The sequence below is a fragment of the Halorussus salinus genome, from assembly GCF_004765815.2.
Classification (GTDB): domain Archaea; phylum Halobacteriota; class Halobacteria; order Halobacteriales; family Haladaptataceae; genus Halorussus; species Halorussus salinus.
Genome location: NZ_ML974128.1, coordinates 337,844 through 362,257, shown reverse-complemented (window position 1 = coordinate 362,257; position 24,414 = coordinate 337,844). Strand labels below are relative to the sequence as shown.

Genomic DNA, 24,414 nt, shown 5'->3' with positions numbered 1-24,414 from the left:
CCGGCGACCCCTGTAGTGGGTTGCGATTCCGGGGTCGATTGCCGCGGGACAATTTCCGCGGGACGATTGTCGCGGGACGATTTCCGCGAGGAGCGCCGTCCGCCCGACGCTCAGGGGTACGGATGCAGGTCGCGGTCGGGCCGGAACTCGAAGCCAAGTTCCGGGGGCACCTCGCGCGACCGCTCGCCGAAGAACGCTTCGCCGGTGAACAGCGGTTGGGCCGCGGGGACCAGTACCCGGACCGCCTCGAATCCGAGTCGCTCCACGTCGCGGGTCGTCAGGCGCGCGGCGTAGGCCGACAGGTCGGCGTCGGCGAGGCGTTCGAGGAGCGCGTCGAGTTCCGCCTCCCCGGTCGGCGGGTCGGCCGGACCGACGCTCGCGGCGGGAATCGCGGTCTCGCTCGCCACGAACTCGCGGGCGGTCGCGGGGAAGTCGGCGTACCGACCGATGGCACCGTCGGCGTCGGCGGCGTCGTCCTCGCCCATCGAACGCAGTTCCATCCAGTTCTGGAGCGCCTCGGCGAGCGCGGACGTGGCGGCCTCCTCGGGGTCGAGGTCGGCGTCGGAGCCGACCGCGAACCGGGGCCACTCGCCCTCGCGGTGGACCGCGACCGCAACCACCGGCACGTCCACGTCCTGCGTGACCAGCAAGGGCGTGACCTCCAAATCTTCCGCGTGAGCGCGCGCCCGCAACGCGTCGAACCGCTCGTCCTCGACCGCGAGTTCCAGCGGGTCGAACGTCGAGTACCACGAGAGCATCGTCGCGTCGCGCTCGATGGTCTCGTAACAGCCCGCGAGGAGGGCTTCGACGGTCGAACTTCCGAGACCGAGACCGGTCGTGATGGAGGGCTTGTGACGGACCTCGGGCGGCGGGAAGTGGACGAACTCCGCCGGGAGGTGGACCTGCTCGTCGCTGTGGAGGTTCCGGCCCTCGACCCACGACAGTTCGGTGTCAGCGTCCGTGCCGGTCCACTCCTCGGGCCGGACGAATTGGGTGGGCGCGACCACCGAGTCGGAGCCGTCTCCGTCGGAATCGGCCGCGTCGAGGTCGCCCGTGCGCGCCGTCCGGAAGCCCTCCTCGCGGTAGACGCCCGCGGCGTAGCGTTCCAGCGCCTCGCCGAGCGCCTTCATCAGCGCGGCGTTCCAGTCGTCGGCGACGCCAGCGGCCTGTTCTGCGGCCTGTGCGTCGCTGAACCCCGAGGTGTCGGCGAGTTGGGCGAGGTAGTAGGGCGCGGGGAACGACTCGGCCTCGCCGATTGTCGAGACGAGACCGACGCGCTCGTCCATGGCCTGCTCGGCGCGCGAGAGTGCGCCCTCCAGTTCGGTGTCTGCGTACTCGCGGTCGAGTGACGCCGAGAGACGGAGACTCACGTCGGAGTCGTCGTCGCAGACCTCACAGCCGGGCACGGGCAACAGGTTTCGCTCGGCGTGGGGCACTTCCACGACGCCGCCCAGAATCCGCGACTCGCCGCCAGACAGGAGGGTGGCGGCCTCACGCCCGGCGAGCGCGCCCGCGAAGCGCGCGACGGCCGGGTCGGGGTCGGGGTCGGGGTCGGTTCCGGAACTCGCTTCGCTCTCGTCTGCGTTCGCGGCGACGCGCGTCCGGAGACACTGCCAGCACGCGGTCCCCGGCGCGAATCCCGAGACCGCGGCGTCGATGTCGAGAGCGCGACCGCCGACGCCGCCGAGTTCGACCGCGAGCCACGGCGTCCCGCCCTCGCGGGCCGCGCGGTTCGCCGCGGCGAAGCGCGTAGGGTGACGGTCGTCGGGAGCGCGGGAGTCGTCGGCGTCACCGGCGACGACGGCGAAGTCGGTCCCTGCGACCTGTTCGGGGGCACACTCGACGGTCTCGGCGTCCACGTCGGCGAGCGCGGCCGCGACCGCGTCGATTGCCGGACCCTCGCCGACGAGTCCGACTGTCGGTCGGTTCATGACGACATCGAGGAACGGAGACCGGAAAAACGCGGTGCTATCGCTTGGGGGCTACCGCGCGAAAAAGTGCGAGTTCGTGGTCAGTGCAGCAGGCTCTGGGCCGCGCTGGCGAGCTGGTCGGTGTCCGCATTACGGAGTTCGTCGTTGGCCAACTTCAGGCGCAGGCGCGGGCGACCCACGTCGATGGGAACCTTCTCGGTCCCGATGAGGCCCATGTCTTCGAGCTTCGTCTTCGTCCGCGAGAACGTCGCCTTGCTGGCGATGCCAACGTCCTCGCCCCACTTGCTGATGTCGTACAGCAGGGCCTCGTTCTTCGCCGCGACGAGGAGACTGATGGTAACCTCGTCGAGTCCGTCGCCGTCTCCGCGCGCGGTCTCCATCGAGGAGAGAACCGCGTCGAAGTCGTTCTGGGCGTCGGGGCTGATCTCCTCGCCGAGCGTGTCGCGGACGCGCGAGAGCGGCGGCGTGCGCAGCGAGAACTCGTCGGCGGCCTCGAACTGCGCGGAGTACGAGTCGTAGGCTTCTGCGACGAACTCCTCGTCGTCGGCCGTGAGGCCGCCCACACGGTCGTCCGCGGTCACGAGCGCGATGACGACTTCGTCGGTGACGAGCAGAGAGTTGCTCGGCACGTCGTCGGTGGTGCGAAGCGAGAGCGACCCCGCGTCGATGAGGTCGGCCGCGTTACTGCCGACGATGAAGTCCTCCATCACGTCTTTCAGCGTACCCGACTCCGCGAGCATGCGGAGTTCCGGCAGGTCGCCCTCGTACTCCGTGGCGACGGTGATCAGTTCTTCGATAGCGTTCTTCGACGGGTTGACGACGAGCATCGATTCGGGCGCTTCGTCGATGACCGTCCGAAGGATTTCGGCGATTTCTTGGTCGAGTAAATTCGATTCGGTCTCCATGTACCGACAAACGTTTTACCCCTACTTAATTTTAACGTTAGTAACGGGGGGAAATCACGGATTATCTGGAGACTTCCAGCGGTCAGTTCGACAATTCTAAACGAATTTCGGAGTCGGTTTTGGGTTCTACGCCCTTGTGAATCTTAAACAATACCTCGCGTGAAAATCGACTGGCGACGCCGGGCTCGCCGGACCTCGTCTCGGATTCGCCGTGGCGACGAATAGGTTTAATGGCCCCTTTCTTGGGTTATTCCCCGTCTACTAGCGTATGAAATATACAAAACAATAAAGTAGTGGGGTTCTGTAACACGAAACAAGCCATGCAAGGGAAGATACGACAATGGGTCATGGAGAATCCGCGAGCGATGGACGCAGCGTACGCTTTCGTGTTCATGAGTTCCATTCTTGTTGAAGTACTGCCGCAGGCAGGCGCTGGAAGTACGGCGGGACCGTAGACCGGCTTATAGGCGCTCTGCCAACTCATCGGACCAGTACAGATCACCATCATAAATAAACGGCATTTCTGCGCGGTCGAGAAACGAAGATAGTTCGGATTTCGATATTTCGACAGTAGATTCGTTGCCGTGGAGCTGAAGGCAGTCCGAATTAGGAAGGTAGACCTCATAACAACCGCCGATGTGATCAACTGTAAGAGAGTTGAACTTCGCGTTGTACATCTCATCGGTCTCGGTGAGTCGTCCGAGCGTCGGGATGCGGTTATCCGTCTGGGTAAGTTGGTGGGTTCCATCCCCGACTACTGCGTAATCTTTCCCCATCATGATACGGCGGCGGGCGAGTTGTATCGCGTGTGCAATGTCGTATCCGTTGATGAGCAGTTGGGCGAACGCCACACCGACTTTCGCCGCTTGTTTGTTCAGCACCTTCGTGAACGTCACCGCACCGGCGACGCTCCCTTTCTTCACCAAGTCTTGCCCTTCGTAGTAGGAGCCACAGGCGTTCAAGAAGAACGTCTGGACGTTGCTCTCTTGGATGTCCGAAACCGACAGATTGCCGTTTCGACATCGAAGACCGTCGTTCTCACAGTGGCCGATATAGTGGACAAAGTCGTGTGGAGTCTCGAACACTTCGGCGAGTTCGTCTTTGGAGCAACGTTCGAGGACGGTAACGTCTATTGGAAGCTCCTGTGCCCGGTTTTTGTATATTTCAGCGGCCGTCTCGTGTTCGTCGGCCATCTCTTCATCATTGAGAATGACCATCACGTCGATGTTTCCGCCGTCTGTGTCAAGATATTTGAACCGGTTCCGGTACGCTTCGGGAACCGCTTTGAAAACGTCGATTGGAACACCGTCGGCAAGCCATCCGTTTACTTTCCCTTCGTGGAGCGTCGGGTCACGCCGGTTTACCGACTTAACCGGACCGGGACCTTTACGAGTCATTCTAGCAGTTGTTTTCGTAAGCCCTAGATTCGATCGAGGAGACGCTGGCTTACCCGCACGGTAGAAGTCATCGATAGACTTGTTGAGCAGTTCATCCTTCTCCAAGTCGGTTGACTCGGGTAGGTAGACGAGGCTGAGGTTGTCGAGGAAATACGGAAGCGACGTTACGTGATCCGAAAGGGGTTCGACATGCATGGCGAGGTGCCACTCCGGCAAGTCATCGTCGATACGCTCGTACGGCGCGTCGAGGTAGGTGGCGAGTTGTTCGGCGGGCGAGGAGTCGTAGGTCTCCTCGGCTTCGATACCCACCTCGTCCAACAGTGGGAGTTCCGCGAGGTCCCAACTATACTCACCCGCGTTTCTGACGAGGCAATCGAGGAAGAACACGCGCCGAAGCGTATCGGCGACTTCGTGCTGGAAGCCGGGCAACGGCGTGAACCGATGTTCGACGCCGGTCTCGGGCGCGCGAAGGACCGGCGACCGACGGTCCTCGACGATCACCTTGGCTTGTAAATAGTACGCTAACGGTGCTGCGACGAACGTGTACGCGAACTCGTCGGGAACCACTAGCTCGATACCCACGTCGAATCGCTCCTCACGGACCGGCTCCGGAATCTCCGTCTTCTCACCGAGTTCGATTCGGGGTGGGTGACCTCGAAGCGTCGGGTACGACCGGTCGGGACCTGTAACCTTGTGTGACGACGAGAGATACGTGACGGCAGTCGCCACGCCGTCGGGCGTCGGCGGGACGGTAATCGTATCGACAGGCTCCTCGTGGTGGCTCCGGAATCCGAAGGTTACGAGCGTCGGTTCCGGAAACGATATGTGGAGTTCGTTGTAGTCGTCCGTCTTCGAAATTGTCGCGGCCCCGGAAAACCGCAGGTATGTTTTGATATTGAGACTAATATTGAACAGATACTCACCGTCGGGGAGAGAGAGCGGGTCGGCGTCACCGCCGTGGGTGTACTCCTCGCCGGAGTCGAGACCGACGACCTTCACCAGCGCTGGCGGTAAGCGAAGTTCCGAGACGTATCCGGAAATGGTATCGTCGAGTGGGCGGTCCACGTCGTAGCCCGCGCTCGCCGCGTCCCAACCGGTCGTCTCGATACACACCTCCGTCTTCGTGCGGTCGAACACGCGCAACCCGGAATCCGTCTCCTCCCACTCAATCATGTCGGCGTCGTACAACGTGTCTCACCGGGACTTTATATTTTTGTCGCCCGTGGTTGCCCCCGCGAAAGGTAAGCTTATACTCCGGGATGCCGCGATTTTTGATATGGAGTACGACCGCGTCCGCGACGTTGACCCGGAGGTAGCAGACGCACTCGAAGCCGAGGTAGACCGCCAGCGCGACACCTTGGAGATGATCGCCAGCGAGAACCACGTCAGCGAGGCAGTGATGGAGGCCCAAGGGAGCGTTCTCACCAACAAGTACGCCGAGGGCTACCCCGGTTCGCGCTACTACGGCGGATGCGAACACGTCGATACCGTCGAGGAGCTAGCCATCGAACGCGCGAAGGAGCTGTGGGGTGCCGAACACGTCAACGTCCAACCCCACTCGGGGACGCAGGCGAACATGGCGGTCTACTTCGCCATGCTCGACCCCGGCGACAAGATTCTCTCGCTCGACCTGACCCACGGCGGCCACCTCAGCCACGGCCACCACGCCAACTTCACCGGCCAATTGTACGAGGTCGAGCAGTACGAGGTGGACCCCGAGACGGGGTATCTCGACTACGAGGAGCTTCGCGCTCACGCCGAGGAGTTCGACCCGGACATCGTGGTCTCGGGTTACTCGGCGTACCCCCGAGAGGTCGAGTGGGAGACGATTCAGGAGGCCGCCGACGCGGTGGACGCCTACCACCTCGCGGACATCGCCCACATCACGGGACTCGTCGCCGCGGGCGAACACCCCTCGCCGGTCGGCGTCGCCGACTTCGTGACCGGTTCGACGCACAAGACCATCCGCGCGGGTCGCGGCGGGATGGTGCTGTGCGACGACGAGTACGCCGACGACATCGACTCCGCGGTGATTCCGGGGATGCAGGGCGGTCCCCTGATGCACAACATCGCGGGCAAGGCGGTCGGCTTCCGGGAAGCTCTCCAGCCCGAGTTCGAGGAGTACGCCGCCCAGACCGTCGCCAACGCGAAGGCGCTCGGCGAGAGCCTGCAAGAACACGGGTTCGGCCTCGTCTCCGAGGGGACCGACACCCACCTCGTGCTGGTGGACCTCCGGGAGTCCCACGAGGACGTGACCGGCAAGGACGCCGAGGAGGCCCTCGAAGACGTTGGCATCGTGCTGAACGCAAACACCGTGCCGGGCGAGACGCGCTCGCCGTTCGTCACCTCGGGCATCCGCGCGGGGACGCCCGCCTTGACGACTCGGGGCTTTGACGAGGAGGACTGCCGGTACGTCGGCGACCTCATCGCGCGCGTCGTGAACAACGTCGAGGACGACGACGTGATGGCCGAAGTCGCGGAGGAGGTTCAGGAACTCTGCGAGGCGAACCCGATTTACGAGTAAGGTCTCGTTACTCCCGTTACGGCCTTCTTTCGCGGACAGAAAGCTTATTTCGACGACAGAAAATCGTTTTTCCATGAATCGGTCCCGTCGCCATCTGCTGGCCGCGAGCGCGGGCATCGTCGCGTCGCTCTCCGGTTGTCTCTCGTCGGTCGGCGGCGATGCGCCGAGCGACGCCCCGAAGTCCGACCGCGGAGAGTCGAGCGAGTCAGTCGCGTCTCGGCGGACCACGACCGCCGGAGCGTACCCCGACACCGTCCGAGCGTCCACGACGATTCGGCGCGACGACCTCGAATACGTCGCGTCGAACGACACGGTCAGGTACGTCGCGGCGTGGCGCACGAACCGCTCGGGCGAGACGCCGACGCGGAAACCGATTTACGAGACCATTCCGTTCGAGGAGTGGGCCGAGGTCGAGTGTGCCAGCGCGGCCGCGAGGCGGGTCGGCGAGGCGATAGACGAGCGTCTCGGCGGACCGCACGACGGGGTCGCGACGGGAGTGACGACCGAGGAGGGCGAGCGAACCGTCCTCGTGGAACACCAGACGCTCGTGGACCGCGACGGCGAGGTGGTTTCAGAACCGTCGGTATCGTACCGGCGAGTGAGACGAGTCGCACCCGAACGCGCGGTAGTCGAGGTGACGTTCGCCGGACACACGCGCGAATGCGAGGTCCCCGTGACGACTCGGCAAGCGACGATTCGACAACAATGAGATTTTGATGCACATATTTGTATAGAATGGCGTATTCTATCTGGAAAATACGCACGAACCCGAGGGTTGAAGGCGCTCGGCGTCCCAGTCTCGGGTGATGACAGAGGTAATCGACGGCGACGCCGTCGCCGAGCGGATTCGCGCGGACCTGCAGGACAGCATCGAGACGCTGGCCGACGAGGGGGTCGAGGTCGGACTCGCGACCGTCCTGATGAGCGACGACCCCGCCAGCGAGACGTACGTCTCGATGAAACAGCGCGACTGCGAGGAGGTCGGCATCGAGGGCATCCACGTCGAGATAGACCCCGACGCGCCCGCCGAAGAACTCCACGAGACCGTCGCGGACCTCAACGACGACCCCGAGGTCCACGGCATCTTGGTCCAGATGCCCGTCCCGGACCACTTGGACGACCGCGAGGTCCTCCGGTCCATCGACCCCGAGAAGGACGTGGACGGCTTCCACCCCGAGAACGTCGGGCGACTCGTCGCGGGCCACGCCCGCTACCGGCCCTGCACGCCCCACGGCGTCCAGAAGTTGCTCGACGCGGCGGGCGTCGAGACCGAGGGCGCGGACGTGACCGTCGTCGGCCGGTCGAACATCGTCGGCAAGCCGCTGGCCAATCTCCTCGTCCAGAAGGCCGAGGACGGCAACGCGACCGTGACGGTGTGTCACTCCCGGACCGACGACCTCGCCGCAAAGACCCGGCAAGCCGACGTGGTAATCGCGGCCTGCGGCGTCCCGGAGATGATAGACGGGTCGATGCTCTCGGAGGGCGCGACCGTCATCGACGTTGGCGTCAACCGCGTAGACGCCGACAACGAGAAGGGCTACGAACTCGTCGGCGACGTGGACTTCGAGAGCGCGAAGGAGAAAGCCGGCGCCATCACGCCGGTCCCCGGCGGCGTCGGCCCGATGACCCGCGCGATGCTCCTGTACAACACGGTCAAGGCCGCGGGGAGACAGGAAGGCGTGGACGTGGACCTGCCCTGAGTTCGGTCGCGAGTTATCTCTCTCTGGCGGCGTCGCGCTCGACGGCGGCTATCTCCTCGCCGCGGTCCCGAATGCGCTCGCCCTCTCGACGCGCCTGCTGTTGGTTATTGTACGCGTAGGACGGGTCGGTCTCGCCGCTTCCCTCGACGCGTCTGTTTTGTTCTATCTTCCGGTCGGCGGCCTCCTCGGCCGCGTCCGTCGAGTGTTGTCCGCGCGAGGAGTGCTTCTGTCGGACGAGGAGTCCGAGAACGCCGACGACGAGCGCGAGACCGACCAGTCTGACCAGTAGGTCCGACGAGACCGTCGGCAGGAGGTCACTCGGGACGAGCGCGGTGGGCAGGAGGTCCGCCCCCGCGAACCCCCACTGGACGAGCAACGGCCCGAGGAACAAGAAGACGACGCCGAGCGTGACCGCCTGTCGGAGTCGCGGAGTGGCGTCGGTGGCCATATCGAGAGATATGGTAGCAATCACCAAAAGCGTTCTCCGGTGGCGGTCGAGGAGCGCGACGAGGCTCGGAGGCGGGTCACTCGGCCAGCCTGTCGAACCGGTCGCGCGCGCTCACGAGAGCGTCGTCGTCACCCTCGCGGACGTAGCGACTCACGTCGCGGGTCGCGGCCACGAGGAGTTCCGCGGTGTCGGCGTCAACGTCGCCGTCGAGCGCCTGCACGCGCTTGACGTGGTCGCCCAGCGTTTCGAGAGCGTCGCGGGCCTGCGCGCGGTCCCACGTTGGTCGTCCGGACTCGTCGTCCTCGGCGTCCCGCTCGTCCACCCAGTCGGCCATATCGCCGCGGTACTCGGCCACCGCGTCGGCGTAGGCGAGACCTCGAATCGAGTGCATCGACTCGGGCACCTCGTCGGGCGCGGGACGCTGGTCGGCGGCGGGGCCTCGGTCGCTGTCGGTGGGGTGTCCGTCGCGGTCGGTCTCGGGGTCGGCGTCCGCGCCGCGGAGCAGGGCGAGGAAGTACCACTCCTCGTCGTCGCTCAGGTCGAGACCGCGGCCCACCACGTCGGCGGCGTGGCGGAGTTCTTGGGCGGCGAGGTAGGCGTCGTCCAGCGGTCTCAGGTCCCCGCCGCGGACGAACCCGCGCTTGCGGACGTACTCGCCAGCGAGGTCGCCCGCGCGGTCGGCTATCTCCCGGAGCGGTCTCGCGTCCACGTCCTCGCGGACCTCGGTCAGGTCGAACTCGACCGGCGTGTCGGTGTGGAGGTTGCGCTCGTCGTCGACGCCGACGCTCCGGAGGCTCCCGCAGTCCGGACATTCGACGCTCCCCGTCTCGTAGTAGGACCACCGCGCGCCGCAGTCCTTGCACTCGCGCTGGCCGCGAACTTTCATGTTCCTCGCTTGGTCGCCGCGACACAAAATACGGTCGCTCTCGGGGTTCTTCTCAGCCACTTCGGCGTCGTGTTCCAGCGTACCGCACGGTTCGACGCCCGAACGGTCGGAATTCCCTCAAAATTTATACCACAGACCGACGACAGACGAAACATGGAAGCGGGCGACCAACGCCGACCGTTCGAGTTCCGAGTACCGGTCTCGGAGCGTTTCTGGCGGGAGTACGGCGTCCACCTCGGCCTCCTCGTGCTGTCGCTGTCGTCGCTGGCGGTGGTCGTCGCGCGCGAACCCGGCGACGGCGTGGTCGTCGGACTGGTGTTCGTCGCGCTCTCGCTCGGTGCCGTGCTGGCCGGGTTGGTCGTGTACAACGTGGTCGTGGCGGCGCTCCTCGTGGCGAAGCGGTGACTCCCCCTCGGCGCGCCCGTCGTCCGGACGCGACGACGCGCTCCCCGACCCGGAGCTTTAACTCCTCTCTTCCACTATCGACGGGCACGATGTCGAGCCACGGGTTCACCGAGGAGTCCGAGGATAGAGTAAGTCGCCACGCGGCGGCTGGTCGAGAAATTCGCCGCGAAATCTGACCGCTGTTCTGACCCCGAGCGCGTCGCCGTCACCGTCGCGGGCGAGACCCACGAACTGACCAGAGCCGAGGCCGACCGGTTGCGGACGGCGCTCGGCGAGGCGCTGACCGAGCGACGGGAGTTCGTCCGCACTGCCGGAACCCACCGCGAGGACGGCAGTTACGTCGTGGAGCGGCGACAGGCCGATTCGGCGGGCCACCGGAAAGTATTCGAGAGCTTCGCCGCGCTCCGGCGACTCTACGACGAGTTGCCAGCGACGTTCACCGCCCCGGACATCGAGCAGTCGGGGCTGACCGGCGGACGCAGACACGTCTTGGTCCACCACTTCGCGGAGCATCCCGACTTCGACTGCGAGTTGACCAAGCGCCAACCGCTGACCGCGCGCAAGCGTGATTCCGAAGGGGACGAGACGGCAAGGTGAGGAAGACGAGACGGCAAGGTGAGGAAGACGAGACGACGACGTGAGTACCGGAGACTGCTACCGCCGGGCGAACGCTTTTCGGTCACACGGCCCTCTCGTCGGGCATGCAACCGCGACCATCCACGTTCTCCATCGTCGCGCGCGACCCCGAGACCGAGGCGGTCGGCGTGGCCGTCCAGTCGAAGTTCGTCAGCGTCGGCTCCGTCGTGCCGTTCGCCAGCGCCGACGCCGGAGCAATCGCCACCCAGAGTTTCGCCAACGTCGCCTACGGGCCGGACGGGTTGGACCTCCTCCGGGACGGGAAACCGGCCGAGGAGGTCGTCGAATCACTGACCGGCGACGACCCGGAGGCCCCACAGCGGCAGGTCGGCGTCGTCGGCCGTGACGGCTCGGTCGCGGCGTTCACCGGCGACGAGTGCTTCGAGTTCGCGGGTGACCGGCAGGGCGAGACCTACACCGTGCAGGGCAACATCCTCGAAAACGAGGCGACCCTCGACGCGATGGCCGAGACCTACGAGGAGACCGAGGGCGGACTCCCCGAGAAGCTCCTCGCGGCGCTCCACGCGGGCAACGAGGCGGGCGGCGACAAGCGCGGCGAGCAGAGCGCGGCGCTCTACGTCGTCAAGCCCGAGGGCGGCTACGACGGCAAGAACGACCGCTGGATAGACGTGCGCGTGGACGACCACGAGGCCCCCATCGAGGAGCTAGAGCGAGTGTTCAAACTCTACGACGTGACCCTCCTCGAACGCGAGGAGTCCGACGACCTCCGAGAGCTGTCGGGCGAGACGGCCCGAGCGGTCGCCGGGACGCTGGCCGACCTCGACCATTTCGACGGCGAACCGAGCGAGACCTTCGGCGAGGCCGAACGCGACGCACTCGAGGAGTTCCGCGGCATGAACAACTTCGAGAACCACGACCTCGCGGTAATCGAGGACGCGCTGGCCCGCGGGTGGGCCGACGCCGACGGCGAGGGCGAAGCCCGACTGGTGGACGCCATCTGGCACGGACTGTCGCGCTTGGACCGGAAGTGACGGCGGAGTAGCGCCACCGGTCGGAAACTCGAAACGGTCCGAAGGGAGTTCCCGCCGAACTCATTACGCGCGAAACCCAACCCACGCCACATGAGAGACGAGGAGGAGATACGCGAGCAGTACGAGTTCCTGAAAGAACACCTCGAAGACGAGGACATGCGCCACGAGGGCGTCCGTCAAATGTTCACCTACTACAAACGGGCGCTCGGGTGGGTTCTGGAAGAGGAACACATCTGAGGCGGCTAACATTTCCGAAAATTTCGACTCCTCGGTTCTGAAACTGACACTCCACCCCGGTACCGGTACAGGATTCCGGCGGCGTTAGGTTTAAGTTGTTAGGGCGTTTTGGTTCAGGTGACGCTTCGCTTGGAGGGCCGAAGCGTCAGCGGGGACCAATTCAGGGCGGCAAGCGGTTCGCGGGGCTTTTTCACCCCCGCGTGTTCCGCTTTCCTTTCCATATTCCTTTCGAGTATCACGAGTTCGAGAGCGGTAGTTTCGTCACATCGCACGCTCGTCGTATCGTACTTGGCTTCGAGTCACTTTTTCCCGAGTCACGTCGTCGGGTTGTGCCTCCGGGGTGATCTCCGGACCAGACGATTTCCGGCCCGGAGACCGAGCGGTCGCGGGCCTACTGAATGTCCAGCGACGCGTCGCTCCCGCTTCCCTGTCCGCCGTCCTCGTCCCACTCCAGTTCGAACTCGACGCTCAGTTCGCCGGGGCCGCCGCTACTCGGCGTCTCTCGCTCGGCCTTCACCTCGAAGGTCGGTTGCGCGGGCGGCGCGAGCGTCACCGACTGGTCGCCCGCCGACAGCGTGAGGTCTTGGCCCGACTCCAACTTCTCGGCGACGGTCCGGAAGTAAGCCGCTATCTCGTTTCGGTCCATCCGACGTTCGGTCTCGAAGAGTACTTCTTCTGGCATAGTGACGTGTACGCGACCGACGCGGATAAGTTCGCGGTCGAGTAGGGAATCGCGGCCGAGGTTCGGAGGCGCGGTCACCTGACGACGGCCGGAGAGGTCAAGGCCGAGCGCGCGAATCGGCGCGAACGTACCGGTTCGGTTATGCGAAGAGAGTCGGCCACGAAGGGCCGTTATATTCATTTTCGTCGGCGTCCTAGCTGATACGTTACCCATGCACGACTTGACAGGTTTTCAACGCGACCTGCTGTACGTCATCGCGGGACTGGACGAACCGCACGGCCTCGCTATCAAGGACGAACTGGAGAACTACTACGAGAAGGAGATTCACCACGGCCGACTCTACCCGAACCTCGACACGTTGGTAGATAAGGGGTTAGTCGAGAAGGGCCAGCGCGACCGCCGGACGAACTTCTACACGCTGACCCGCCGAGGAGACCGCGAAATCGAGGCCCGCCGGGAGTGGGAAACCCAGTACATCGAGTTGAGCGTCGAGGCCTGACCCTCGCGGTCAGCGGTCGGTCCCGTCCCGCCGCGACGCCGCGCCCTCGTCGGTCCCTCCGGCCCCGCCGTCAGTACCTCCAGTCTCGCCGCCGTCGGTCGTCGCGCCGTCGCCGACGCCGCCCGCGTCGTCGGTCCCGCCGGTCGAATCGTCGGTGCCGAAGTTCCCGTCGGAGTAGTTCTCCTCGGGGTGGGTCACGCGCGGTTCCCGGTCGAAGAGGTACGTCGGGTCCACCGCCCACGGCCGGATTGGTTCGCCCGCGACCAGTTCCGGCAGAACGATGCGGATGAAGTGGACGACCAGCACCAGAATCATCGGGCCGAGGAAGATGCCGTACCAGCCGAACAGGAGCGGTCCAAAGATGTACGCGAGCATGACGAGTCCGACGTGGAGGTTCCGACCCGAGACGTAGGGCCGCAACACGAGGTCCGGAATCGTGTCCACGAGGACCAGCGAGACGACGAAGAACAGCGCCGGGAACCAGAGGAACGCCGGGTCCGAGAGCGCGGTTTCGATGCCGAGATACGCGGAAATCGGGAAGTAGACCAGTTTCATCCCGACGATGGGGATGAGGCTGGCCGCGCCGGTCAACAGGCCGACCAGCGTCGGATACGGGACGACGAGTGCGGTCGGCGCGACCATGTTCAAGGCGTTGTACGACGCCGCGCCGATGGTCCCCGTGAGGAGGGCGTTCAGAATGTTCCCGAAGAAGATGCTGTTGAAGTCCCTATCGACCGCCCGGACGTACGCCTCCGCGACGCCTCCCTCGTCGCCGAACTGCCGCCGGAAGAACCGCGAGAGCCGGTGGTCGTCCCGCAGGAGGTAGAACGCGATGGCGATCATCACGAACAGGTGGAGGACGGCGTTCCCGATGAATCCCACGTAGTCGAGCGCCGAGCGACCGATCTCCTCGACCAGCGCGGGGTCGGGGTTCGCCAGTAGTTCCTCGGGACTCCGGGCCAGCGACGACACGTCGATGTAGGGCTGAATCGTGGTTTGGAGACCGTCGATGTCGGTTCGCTTGGCGATGTTGTTGAACTCTTGGAGTCCGATGGCCGCGGTGTAAGCCATCAAGAGCAAGACGGGGAGCGCGAGCGCGAAGATGGCGGTCGCGGCGGCCAGACTCGCCGGGCGGATGCGCCGCCGCAGGCGCTTGTACACCGGTCGGGTCGCGTAGTAGAGGAAGATGCCGAAGACGAACGTACCGACGAACGAGTAGACGACGAACAGCACCGCCGCTCCCAGCACCGCCCCGACCAGCCACCAGCCGATTCGCGTCCGGTCGATGTCTAGACCGCCGACCATACCCAAGCAACTCGGGCGCGCTGGTAAAAATGTTCGCAGTCCGTAGGGTTCCCGCGGCCGAAGCGCCCGCGATTCGCCCAGCGGACTCCGGCGACGAGACCGACCGCGGGCGAACGGCCGCGACCGACGAACGAGGTCTCCGGCCGTTCCGCCAGTACACCTATTAATCTGCAGAGTGATATTTAGCACTACGTAGAGGTATTGAATTGTGCCGGGTATCGCCGACTTTCTGACGCAAGTTCCACTGGAGAGCGAGGTCGTCCGCATCGCGCTGGCGGCCGCGCTCGGACTGTTCCTCGGACTGGAGCGGGAGTGGTCACACAAGCCCGCCGGGATTCGGACGTTCACGCTCATCAGCCTACTGGGCGCGGTGTTCACCCTCCTCGACAAGGACGTACTACTGTTGCTGGGCGGCCTGCTGGTCATCGTGCAGGGCGTCCTGCTGGCGGTGCAGGGCTTGCGTGGCAGCGAGGAGGAAGGCCTCGCGCTGACGACCTCCGTGTCGATGCTGGTCGCGTTCGGAGTCGGCGCGCTCGTGATGCAGGGGTACATCCTCGTGGGCGTGACGGTGGCGGTGCTGTCGTCGCTGTTGCTCGTCCTCAAGCGCGAACTCCACTCGTTCGCGTGGGGGATGTCCCGCCAAGAACTCCGGTCGGCCGTCGAGTTCGCCATCCTCGCGTTCGTCATCTACCCGCTGTTGCCCGACGAGGAGTTCGCCTTCGGCATCGAACCCCGCGTGGTGTGGCTGATGGTCGTCACCGTCGCGGCCATCGGCATCGTCAACTACGCGGTCGTGACGACCTACGGCGGCCGGGGCATCGCGGTCACGGGCTTCTTCGGCGGGTTGGCCTCCTCGACCGCGGTCGTCGGGACGATGCTGGACCACGTGCGCCAGCGCCCCGAGGCGGCCTCCTACGGCGTGGCGGCCATCCTGCTGGCCGACGCCGCGATGGCGGTCCGGAACCTCGCCATCGCGCTGGCGTTCACGTTCCCGAGCGGACGACCGGTGCTGTACGGCGCGATTCTCCCGCTCGGCGCGGTCATCCTCGGGAGCGTCGTCATCGCGGCCTACGCGGCCGACTGGTCCGAGCAGGTCGAGATGGACTTAGAGAGTCCCTTCTCGCTCCGGAACGCGCTCGGGTTCGGAGCCATCTTCCTGCTAGTCATCGCGGGCGGCGCGGTCGCCCAACAGCAGTTCGGCTCCGCCGGATTCTACGTCACCGCGATTCTCTCGGGACTGGTGTCCAGCGCGGGCGCGACCTCCTCGGCGGTCCTGCTGTACATGGGCGGCACCATCGACCACCAGACCTCGGTGTTCGCCATCCTACTGGCGACCGCATCGTCCATCGTGGTGAAAGCCGCGCTGACGCTCTCCGCGCCCGACCGGAGTTTCAGCTACCGGGTCGCGGCGTGGAGCGGCGTCCTGCTGGCCGGGTCCGCGATTGCCGCGCTCCTCGCGACGATATGACCGACGGTCGCCGCGACGACGGGGTCCGCGGTCGTTCCGCCGCGTAAGTATTGCCGAGGTGGGGGCGACCGTCTAACTTCGGCCGGAAAATCGAACCAGTTGCAACTCTTGCCCGAAGCGCAAGAAACCAATTCAATTAAAGGGTGCCCCTTCATACCCCGTGTCATGGACCGAGACACCGCAGAACCGACGGTTGAAGACATGCCCGGAAAGCGAGCGGAGGAGTGGGCCGACTACCACCACCAGTTCTCCGCGCCGAGTACCTACGTCTACGACTTCGTGTGGGACTTCACCGAACCCGCCGAGGGACCGTTCTGTACCGACGTGGACGGCAACGTCCTGATGGACTTCACCAGTCACGTCGCGTCCGCGCCGCTCGGGTACAACAACCCCAAAATCATGGAGAAGTTCGAGGAGTTCGACCTCGTGGACCCGCTGAAAATCGCGGGGCAAGACTTCTACGCCGCTGGCGGCTGGCCGCCCGAGGAGCCCGAACTTCCCGGTCCGACCCAACTGATGGACCGACTCACTGACCTCACGAGCCACTACGACCTCGACACCGTCTTCCTCTCGAACTCGGGCGCTGAGGCGGTCGAGAACGCCATCAAAATCAGCTACGCGCAGGGCGGCCACCGCGCGTTCACCTTCGACGGCGCGTTCCACGGCCGGACGCTCGGCGCGCTCTCGCTCAACCGCTCGAAGGTCAACCACCGCAAGGGCTACCCCGAGGTCGGCGGCGTCGTCTCGGTGCCCTACCCCTCGACGGAGAAGGACTACCGCGAGAAGTGGCTCACCGACGGCCCCGGCGGCAACGTCGTCGCGGACAAACTCGACCCCGAGAAGGGCGTCATCGACCCGCAGGAGGTCGCCTACCTCATCCTCGAACCCGTGCAGGGTGAAGGGGGCTACCGCGTTCCCCACGACGGCTTCGTCAGCGACCTCGCGGAGATACGGGAGCGGTTCGACGTGACCGTCATCAGCGACGAGATTCAGGCCGGGATGGGCCGGACCGGCGAGATGTGGGGCATCGACCACCTCGACCTCGAACCCGACGTTATCACCTCGGCGAAGGCGCTCCGCGCTGGCGCGACGGTCGCCAACTCCGACATGTTCCCCAAGGAGAAGGCCCGACTCTCCTCGACGTGGGGCGCTGGCAAAATCGTGGACTCGATGCAGGGCGTGTTCACCATCGACGCCATCCACGAGTACGACCTGCTGGACAACGCGACCGAGCGCGGCCGCCAGATGACCGAACTCATCGAGGACGCCGAACTGCCGAACGTCGTTGACGTTCGGGGCCGGGGCCTGATGCTCGCGGTCGAGTTCGACACGAAGGACCGCCGCGAAGCGGTCGTCAAGGCCGCGCTGAAGCGCGGCCTCCTCGTCCTCGGTTGTGGCTACAAGACGCTCCGACTCCTGCCGCCGCTGGACGTGACCGCCCGCGAAATCGAACTCGGTTTCGACCTCCTGCGCGCGTCGGTCGAGGAGGTCGCCTGAATCGCCGCTCCGTTCGACCCCTTCGTTTCTTAACAGCTGGCGGTCATGCGTGGCGTATGGAGGACAGAAACTACTCGCTTGCAGGTGGAGATGCGGGCCGAACCGCGAGTCGGCCCGACGGCACGCCGCCGAGCGACGCCGAGGTTCGCTGGGAGACCCCAATCGAGCCGGACGCCCAACCGCTGGTCCTCGACGGCGGAGTCTACACGACCGTAAGAGAGTTCGATGACACCGACCTCGTGGGGTATCGGCTCGACGACGGCTCCGGGACGTTCCGACTCGACCTCCCGGACGACTACCGGATTCGGGGGTTCGGAGCGGACTCGCGCCGACTCTACGCCGCGACGGGCGAGGGCGTCGCCGCGTTCGACCCGCGCACGGAGCGCACCGAATGGTCGGTCGAACTCGACGCCGCCACTCAACGGTTGGCGGTCGATGGCTCGGACGTGTACGTCGTCAATCCCGGCTCCAACGTCCGCGACGACCTCGTGGTCAGAATCGCTACGTTCCCCGACGGCAACCAGTCGTACTCGCGGGGCATCGTCTACGAAGTCGAATCGAACGCCGGTGTCCCCCGCCCGAGCGAACTCGCGGTCGCGGACGGGTCGGCGTTCGTGAGCGTTCGCGGGACCCTCATCCGGTACGACGGCCGGGAATCCGTGTGGGAGGCGACACTCGACCAATCCGGTCCCGCCGAGTCGCTGGTGGTCCACGACAGGTCGCTGTACTGTAGTGTCGGCGGTTCCGGGTCACAGCCGTCGCTTCGGGCGTACGACGCCGCGACCGGGACGACGGCGTGGGAGACGAGACTCGGCGAGTCGGCGTCGGCTATCGCGGCCGTCGGCGAGACGGTCCTCGCCGTCGTCGGTGACATTGCAGTCGGTGCGGCGGGCGTGGCGGCGTTCGACGCGACCGACGGAACGCGCCAGTGGGAGGCGTTCGACCTGACGCCGACCAGTCCGCTCTCCGTCGTGGGCGAGACCGTCTTCGTCGGCACCGAGGAGGCGACCGGAACGTCGTTGACCGCGCTCGACCTCGCGGACGGCACCGAATCGTGGCACGTCGATGTTCCGACCCGCGTGGAGTACCACCCGGTCGTCCTCGACGACGGCATCGTCGTCGGCGGCGACTCGCTGGTCTGTCTCGACCCCGTCGTGGAGACGACGGCGGACGCGCCGACCCGGACGCGGGCCACCGGAGCGTCCGGCGACGAGAGCGGGCAGTGTCCCTCCTGCGGCGCGGCGGTCTCCTCGGACGAGGCGTTTTGCGCGGACTGCGGGACGAAACTCCCGGACGAGACCTGCCCGGAGTGTGAGGAGCCGCTGGACGGAGACGAGGCGTTCTGCCCGCAGTGCGGCCACGACCTCGACGACTCCGACCCGGCGTGTCCCGACTGCGGTGCCGACATCGACGGCGACGAGGCGTTCTGCCCGCAGTGCGGTCACAGCCTCGACTGACCCCGAGAAGATTGATAACGCCGATGGTCGAAACGACGAGCATGTATCAGCTCAGCGATTCCCTCCGCGAGGAGTCCTCGCCGATAGCGAGGCTCCTCGGTGCGATTCGGAGTCGGGTCGCGGGCGCGCTCGGCGTGGTCGCCGTCCTCGCCGTGGTCGCGCTCCCCGACCCGCTCCCGGCGTTGCCGCCCGGCGCGTACGCGGTCGTCGGCGCGGTCGAAGGTCTCGGACTCGCGGTCGCGGCCGAGAACCTGATGTGGCGACCGGCCAAGCGATTCGACTGGACGCGCGCGAGTCGGCGCGTCGGCGGCGTCGCGGCGACCGCGGCGCTGTTCGTCGTGGCGATGGCCGCGCTCGGGGTGGACCTCGGGCCGCGCGACCGGGCGCTGTTGGCCGGGTTCTGCATCTCGGGTCCGGCCGCCATCGCGGCGCTCGACTATCTCAAGGCGCGGGTGCAGGCGGACCTCGTGACGTAATCCGGGACGCGAGTTTGGGCCGACCTCGTGGCGTGGAACCGAGAGAGCCGAATCCGTTCGGAACGACGCTTACGCCGTCGGCAGACGAATTGCCGGTCATGCTCACCGAAGGCGACTCCGCACCCGCGTTCTCGGCGACGCTCGGCACCAGCGACCACGAATCGTTCGACCTCGCGGACCGACTCGGCGACGGCCCGGTCGTGCTGGCGTTCTTCCCCGGCGCGTTCACGCCGCCGTGTACCAACGAGATGGTCGCGTTGCAGGACCGACTGGACGAGTTCGAGGAGGGCGGAGCGACCGTGTTGGGAGTCAGCGCCGACTCGCCGTTCTCGCTCGGTGCGTTCCGCGAGGAGTACGACCTCGACTTCGACCTCGTGAGCGACACGGCCGGGGACGCCATCGGGGCCTTCGGCCTCGAAATCGACATCGAGGAGTTGGGCCTGCACGGCATCGCCAACCGCGCGGTCTTCGTCCTCGACGACGAGGGCACCGTGACCTACCGGTGGGTCGCCGACGACCCGACGAACGAACCCGACTACGAGGCGGTGCTGGCGGCGGTCGAGTCCGCGTGACTCGACCGCGACGCAGTGTCCGACAGGACCGCGAGTCGGCGTGACCCGACCGCGGCCAGCGTGATATTTTAGTCACCGCGACGACTCTCGTTCGGTATGAGTCAACTCGCGGCACGGGAACCCGAGGTGCGGAGTTTCGAGGCGACCGTCACGGACGTAGACGGCCGGGCGGTCACGCTGGACGAGAGCTACTTCTACGCCGAAAGCGGCGGCCAACCCGCCGACCGCGGGACGCTCGGCGGCGTCCCGGTCGAGGACGTGCGGGAGCGCGACGGCGAAATCGTCCACCTCCTCGCCGAACCAGCGGCCGAGGAGGGCATCGCGGTCGGCGAGACGGTCCGGGCGGAGATAGACGACGCCTTCCGGACCTACTGCATGCGCGCCCACACCGCGAGCCACCTCCTCTACGGCGCGGGCCGCGAGCTACTGGACGAGTTGGGCTACGGCGGGTTCGACATCGGCGAGCGGAAGGTTCGCGTCGATTTCACGACTTCGACGGACATCACCGACGAGACGCTGGCCGAGTTGGAGCGACTGACCAACCGCGCAGTCTGGGACTCGCTGTCGGTCTCGTGGGACGAGATTCCGGAAACAGAGGCCCGCGAGCGAGACGAAATCGCGTTCAACACCAAGACCGAGGAGGGCGTGATGAGCGAGTCCGAGTCGGTGCGGGTCGTCACCGTCGAGGGGTTCGACTGGGCGGCCTGCGGCGGGACCCACGTCGGCGACACGAGCGAAATCGGCCCCGTCACCGTGCTGGACCGGTCGAACCCCGGCGAGGGCCTGACCCGCGTGGAGTTCGCGGTGGGGCCGACCGCGATTCGTCGCCGCGCCGACGACGTGCGGTCGGCACGCGAGGCTGCCCGGACCCTCGACGTTGGCGTGGCCGAACTCCCCGAGGCGGCCGCCCGCGTCAGCCGAGAAGTCGAGGAGTTGGAGAGCGACCTCGAAGACGCGAAAGACGAGGTCTTGCAGGCTCGACTCGCCGACCTCCGGGAGCGTCCGGTCGAGCGCGACGGCGACGAGTGGCTGGTCGGCACGGTGGACGGGTTCGGCCCGAACGAGGTCGCCGACCGGGCGAAGGAGATGGCTGGCGACGCCGCGGACGCGGTACTCCTCGCGGGCGAGGAGGGCGCGACGTTCGTGGTCGCGGCGACCGGCGGCGACCCGGACGCTGGCGACGTGGTCGAGGAGGTGACGAGCGAGTTCGGCGGTGGCGGGGGCGGCGGTCCGACGTTCGCGCAGGGCGGCGGTCTCGACGCGAGTCCCGGCGAGGTCGAAGCATATCTACGAGACCGGTGAAGCCGACCGTCGAGTTCTCGGAGCGACGAACGCCTTCGCTTCGGGCGGGCGGCCCTGCTGACGGCGAGGTCGCCGGTCGATTCGTTGAAGATTAGAAACCGGATGAAGACTTAATTCGCTCGGTTGATTATCGCGGGTATGAGCGAGCGGGCTGGGGCCTCCGACGACGAGTTCTGGGACGACGGCGACGAGGGCGAAGCCCTCCAGCGGTACCGAACGCTGGTAAATGCCATAGACGACGGTATCTACCAACTCGACGCGGAGGGTCGCTTCGTCGCCGTCAACGACGTGATTACGGAGCTATCCGGATACGACCGCGAGGAGTTGCTCGGCGAACACGTCTCGACGCTCCTCGACGCCGACGACGTGACGGCCGTCGAGCGCGAAATCGAGCGGCGACTGACCGCCGACGCCCAGTCAGACACCGTGGAGTTCACCGTCGAGACCGACGACGGTGACCGGGTTCCCTGCGAACTCCGCCTGAACCTCCTCGTGGACGAGGGCCAGTTCCGCGGTACCATCGGAGTCGTCCGGGACGTGTCCGAGCGCGTCGAGACCGAGCGGGAACTCGGCGAGCGCGAGCGGCAACTCGAACGCGAGCGGGACCTGACCGCCGAGGTCATCGACGCCAGTCCGGTCGGGGTGATGGTGCTGGACGCCGAGGGAAAGATAACGCGCGTCAACGACCGGGCGACGGAACTGTTGGGGGTCCCCGACGAGGAAGTGGCGGGCTACGACCCTAGCGACAGACCCGCCTACGACGAGGAGGGCCGCCCGGTCGCCGTCGAGGACCAGCCGTTCGCGGAGGCGCTCCGGACGGGCGAACCGGTCTACGACCGCGTGTTGCAGGTCGAACACCCCGACGGCGGGCGCCGGTGGCTGTCGGTCAACGCCGAGCCGATTCTGGACGGCGACGGCGAGGTCGTCCGAGTGGTTACGACCGGCGAAGACGTGACCGACATCAAGCGCCGCGAGCGCGAGTTAGAGAGCGAACTCGGCGAGATAATCGGCCGCGTCACGGACGCGTTCTACGCGCTGGACGACGAGTGGCGGTTCACTCACGCCAACGAGCGCGCCGAGCAACTCATCGATTACCGGGGCGAGGGACTGGTCGGCCGGAAGCTCTGGGACGTGTTCGAGTGGGCGACCGACTCGAAACTCGGCGACGAGTACCGCGAGGCGATGGCGACCCAAGAGCCGACCGCCTTCGAGTTCTACTACCCCGACCCGCTGGAAGCGTGGTACGATGTTCGGGCCTACCCTTCCGAGACCGGCCTCTCGGTCTACTTCCGTGACGTGACCGAGCGCAAGCGCCGCGAGCGAGAACTCGAGGAGTACCGGTCGCGCTACCGGACGCTGGTCGAGAACTTCCCGAACGGCGCGGTCGCGCTCGTGGACCGCGACCTCCGATACGTCACCTTCGGCGGCACGCCAGAGGTGGACGAGGTGACGCGGGGCGACCTCGAAGGGAGTTACCTGCGCGAGGAGTTGCCCTGCGAGTTGGCCGACGTGGTGGTCCCGTGCTACGAGTCCGCGCTTGACGGCGAGAGCGTGACGATAGAGGAGTCCATCGGCGACGAGGCGTACAAGTTTCACTTCCTGCCGGTCCGCGACGACGACGGCGAGGTGTTCGCCGCGCTGGGCATGTCCCAGAACGTGACCGAGCGCAGGGAGTACCAGCGCCAACTCGAAGAGAGCGAGCGGCGCTACCGGACGCTCGCGGAGAACTTCCCCGACGGCGGCGTGACGCTGTTCGACCGCGACTTGGAGTACACGCTCGCGGCGGGGCGCGGGTTCGCCGACGTTCCCGTGGACCCCGACGACTTCGAGGGGCGGAACGTCCGCGAGGTGTGGGACGACGAGGTCGCCGACGAACTCGAACCCGCATTCGAGGCCGCGCTCGACGGCGAGGAACGGTCCTTCGAACTCGCCTACGCGGGACGCGACTGGAATCTCTACGTGGTGCCCATCACCGACGAGCGCGGCGACGTATTTGCGGGGATGACGATGACCCAAGACATCACCGAGCGAAAGGAGCGCGAGCGACAGCTCCGGCGCTACCGGGAGTACACCGACGCGGTTCTCGACGCCATCGACGACGTGTTCTACATCCTCGACGAATCGGGCGACCTCCAGCGGTACAACGACAGCCTCTCGGCGGTGACGGGCTACCGCCCCGACGAAGTAGCGTCGATGCACGCGCTGGACTTCTTCGACGAGGAGTCCCACGAGAAGATAGTAGACGCGATACGCCGCGGGTTCGAGACCGGCCACACGCAGGTCGAGGCGGAGATACGGACGAACGACGGCGACCGGGTTCCGTACGAGTTCGTCGCGTCCGCGCTGGAAGACCCCGACGGCGAGCGCGTGCTGGCGGGCATCGGTCGGGACGTGAGCGAGCGCATCGAGCGCGAGCGGAAACTCGAAGAGACCGTCGAGAAGTTAGAGGAGTCCAACGAGCGACTCGAATCGTTCGCCAGCATGCTCGCCCACGAACTCCGCAACCCCGTCACCATCGGCCAGATATACGCCGGACAGCTTCCGGCCGACGACGCCGACTCGTCCGAGGCGGTCGAGTACGTCGCGGAGGCGTTCGACCGCATCGAGGACATGATAGACGTGATGCTCGTCCTGACTCGCGGCCGGGACGCGGTCGGCGCGGGAAGTTCGCTGGCGCTCTCGGCGGTGGCCCGCGACGCGTGGGACGAGATAGACGCTCCGGACGCGACGCTCGACGCTCGCGTCGGAGCGGTCGTAGAAGCCGACGAGACGTACCTCCGGCACCTGTTCCGGAACCTCTTCGAGAACGCCGTCCAGCACGGCGGGGCGACGCGCGTCGAGGTCGGCGAAATCGCGGGCGGCGAGGGGTTCTACGTCGCCGACGACGGGACCGGGATTCCGGCCGAGGAGCGCGAGCAGGTCTTCGAGGCCGGGTTCACGACCGCGGGCGACGAGGGCGGTACGGGTCTCGGTCTCGCGTTCGTCCGGGAACTCGCCGAGGTCTACGGGTGGGACCCCCGCGTGACCGAGAGCGCGTCGGGCGGCGCGCGCATCGAGTTCCGGGGCGTGGACTCCGCGACCGAGGAATAGAAAGC

22 protein-coding genes are annotated in these 24,414 nt (G+C 66.2%); 15 read left to right on the top strand and 7 right to left on the bottom strand.

The features are described 5' to 3' along the window. Positions 1-110: 110 nt before the first annotated feature. The 3 genes from EPL00_RS09895 to EPL00_RS09885 form a co-directional block, all read right to left on the bottom strand. Positions 111-1,931 (bottom strand): YcaO-like family protein, encoded by a 1,821-nt coding sequence (locus EPL00_RS09895; protein WP_135852862.1) that lies wholly within the window; start codon positions 1,929-1,931, stop codon positions 111-113. Positions 1,932-2,011: 80 nt separating this feature from the next. Then, complete coding sequence (gene tbsP / locus EPL00_RS09890; protein ID WP_135852863.1) at positions 2,012-2,836, bottom strand: transcriptional regulator TbsP; 825 nt, start codon at positions 2,834-2,836, stop codon at positions 2,012-2,014. Positions 2,837-3,297: 461 nt separating this feature from the next. After that, positions 3,298-5,406, bottom strand: coding sequence for a hypothetical protein (locus EPL00_RS09885; protein WP_135852864.1), 2,109 nt, complete (start codon positions 5,404-5,406; stop codon positions 3,298-3,300). 103 nt (positions 5,407-5,509) lie between these two features. Between EPL00_RS09885 and glyA the strand changes: the two genes are divergently transcribed. The 3 genes from glyA to EPL00_RS09870 all read left to right on the top strand — a co-directional run bounded on the left by glyA (position 5,510) and on the right by EPL00_RS09870 (position 8,457). Then, positions 5,510-6,757, top strand: a complete 1,248-nt coding sequence (glyA, locus tag EPL00_RS09880; protein WP_135852865.1) for a serine hydroxymethyltransferase — start codon at positions 5,510-5,512, stop codon at positions 6,755-6,757. A gap of 73 nt (positions 6,758-6,830) precedes the next feature. Beyond that, a complete protein-coding gene (locus EPL00_RS09875) occupies positions 6,831-7,466 on the top strand; it encodes a hypothetical protein (protein WP_135852866.1) in 636 nt (211 codons plus the stop codon). A gap of 97 nt (positions 7,467-7,563) precedes the next feature. Continuing rightward, complete coding sequence (locus EPL00_RS09870) at positions 7,564-8,457, top strand: bifunctional methylenetetrahydrofolate dehydrogenase/methenyltetrahydrofolate cyclohydrolase (RefSeq protein ID WP_135852867.1); 894 nt, start codon at positions 7,564-7,566, stop codon at positions 8,455-8,457. A gap of 13 nt (positions 8,458-8,470) precedes the next feature. On the opposite strand, the gene EPL00_RS09865 is transcribed toward EPL00_RS09870, so the two are convergent. Further along, positions 8,471-8,905 (bottom strand): hypothetical protein, encoded by a 435-nt coding sequence (locus EPL00_RS09865; RefSeq protein WP_135852868.1) that lies wholly within the window; start codon positions 8,903-8,905, stop codon positions 8,471-8,473. Between the two features lie 76 nt (positions 8,906-8,981). Next, positions 8,982-9,791: a DUF7117 family protein gene (locus tag EPL00_RS09860; RefSeq protein WP_135852869.1), complete on the bottom strand. Its 810-nt coding sequence runs from the start codon at positions 9,789-9,791 to the stop codon at positions 8,982-8,984. Between the two features lie 153 nt (positions 9,792-9,944). On the opposite strand from EPL00_RS09860, the gene EPL00_RS09855 reads away from it, so the two are divergent. The 4 genes from EPL00_RS09855 (at position 9,945) to EPL00_RS23525 (ending at position 12,061) form a co-directional block, all read left to right on the top strand. Continuing rightward, positions 9,945-10,196: a hypothetical protein gene (locus EPL00_RS09855; RefSeq protein ID WP_135852870.1), complete on the top strand. Its 252-nt coding sequence runs from the start codon at positions 9,945-9,947 to the stop codon at positions 10,194-10,196. Positions 10,197-10,427: 231 nt separating this feature from the next. Beyond that, a complete protein-coding gene (locus EPL00_RS09850) occupies positions 10,428-10,793 on the top strand; it encodes a DUF7528 family protein (RefSeq protein WP_135852871.1) in 366 nt (121 codons plus the stop codon). 104 nt (positions 10,794-10,897) lie between these two features. Beyond that, complete coding sequence (locus tag EPL00_RS09845; protein ID WP_135852872.1) at positions 10,898-11,824, top strand: DUF1028 domain-containing protein; 927 nt, start codon at positions 10,898-10,900, stop codon at positions 11,822-11,824. Positions 11,825-11,914: 90 nt separating this feature from the next. Further along, positions 11,915-12,061, top strand: a complete 147-nt coding sequence (locus EPL00_RS23525) for a hypothetical protein (protein WP_202932593.1) — start codon at positions 11,915-11,917, stop codon at positions 12,059-12,061. A 391-nt stretch (positions 12,062-12,452) separates the two neighbouring features. On the opposite strand, the gene EPL00_RS09840 is transcribed toward EPL00_RS23525, so the two are convergent. Further along, on the bottom strand, positions 12,453-12,743 hold the full coding sequence (locus EPL00_RS09840; RefSeq protein ID WP_135852873.1) for an amphi-Trp domain-containing protein: 291 nt from the start codon (positions 12,741-12,743) through the stop codon (positions 12,453-12,455). 211 nt (positions 12,744-12,954) lie between these two features. Here EPL00_RS09840 and EPL00_RS09835 point away from each other — a divergent pair, with 211 nt between their 5' ends. Continuing rightward, complete coding sequence (locus EPL00_RS09835) at positions 12,955-13,242, top strand: PadR family transcriptional regulator (RefSeq protein WP_135852874.1); 288 nt, start codon at positions 12,955-12,957, stop codon at positions 13,240-13,242. 9 nt (positions 13,243-13,251) lie between these two features. Here the strand turns inward: EPL00_RS09835 and EPL00_RS09830 are convergent, their stop codons facing one another. After that, the gene (locus EPL00_RS09830; protein ID WP_135852875.1) at positions 13,252-14,547 is read right to left on the bottom strand and encodes an AI-2E family transporter; all 1,296 of its coding nucleotides are present in this window, start codon (positions 14,545-14,547) and stop codon (positions 13,252-13,254) included. 208 nt (positions 14,548-14,755) lie between these two features. Here EPL00_RS09830 and EPL00_RS09825 point away from each other — a divergent pair, with 208 nt between their 5' ends. The 7 genes from EPL00_RS09825 (at position 14,756) to EPL00_RS09795 (ending at position 24,409) form a co-directional block, all read left to right on the top strand. After that, positions 14,756-16,015: an MgtC/SapB family protein gene (locus EPL00_RS09825; RefSeq protein WP_238398169.1), complete on the top strand. Its 1,260-nt coding sequence runs from the start codon at positions 14,756-14,758 to the stop codon at positions 16,013-16,015. A 165-nt stretch (positions 16,016-16,180) separates the two neighbouring features. Beyond that, positions 16,181-17,512, top strand: coding sequence for an aminotransferase class III-fold pyridoxal phosphate-dependent enzyme (locus tag EPL00_RS09820; RefSeq protein ID WP_135852876.1), 1,332 nt, complete (start codon positions 16,181-16,183; stop codon positions 17,510-17,512). Positions 17,513-17,568: 56 nt separating this feature from the next. Next, positions 17,569-18,969, top strand: coding sequence for an outer membrane protein assembly factor BamB family protein (locus tag EPL00_RS09815; RefSeq protein ID WP_135852877.1), 1,401 nt, complete (start codon positions 17,569-17,571; stop codon positions 18,967-18,969). 41 nt (positions 18,970-19,010) lie between these two features. Beyond that, positions 19,011-19,445, top strand: coding sequence for a hypothetical protein (locus EPL00_RS09810; protein WP_135852878.1), 435 nt, complete (start codon positions 19,011-19,013; stop codon positions 19,443-19,445). Between the two features lie 98 nt (positions 19,446-19,543). After that, a complete protein-coding gene (locus EPL00_RS09805; protein WP_135852879.1) occupies positions 19,544-20,017 on the top strand; it encodes a redoxin domain-containing protein in 474 nt (157 codons plus the stop codon). A 96-nt stretch (positions 20,018-20,113) separates the two neighbouring features. Further along, positions 20,114-21,319: an alanyl-tRNA editing protein gene (locus EPL00_RS09800; protein WP_135852880.1), complete on the top strand. Its 1,206-nt coding sequence runs from the start codon at positions 20,114-20,116 to the stop codon at positions 21,317-21,319. A 138-nt stretch (positions 21,320-21,457) separates the two neighbouring features. Continuing rightward, the gene (locus EPL00_RS09795) at positions 21,458-24,409 is read left to right on the top strand and encodes a PAS domain S-box protein (protein ID WP_135852881.1); all 2,952 of its coding nucleotides are present in this window, start codon (positions 21,458-21,460) and stop codon (positions 24,407-24,409) included. Positions 24,410-24,414: the final 5 nt, after the last annotated feature.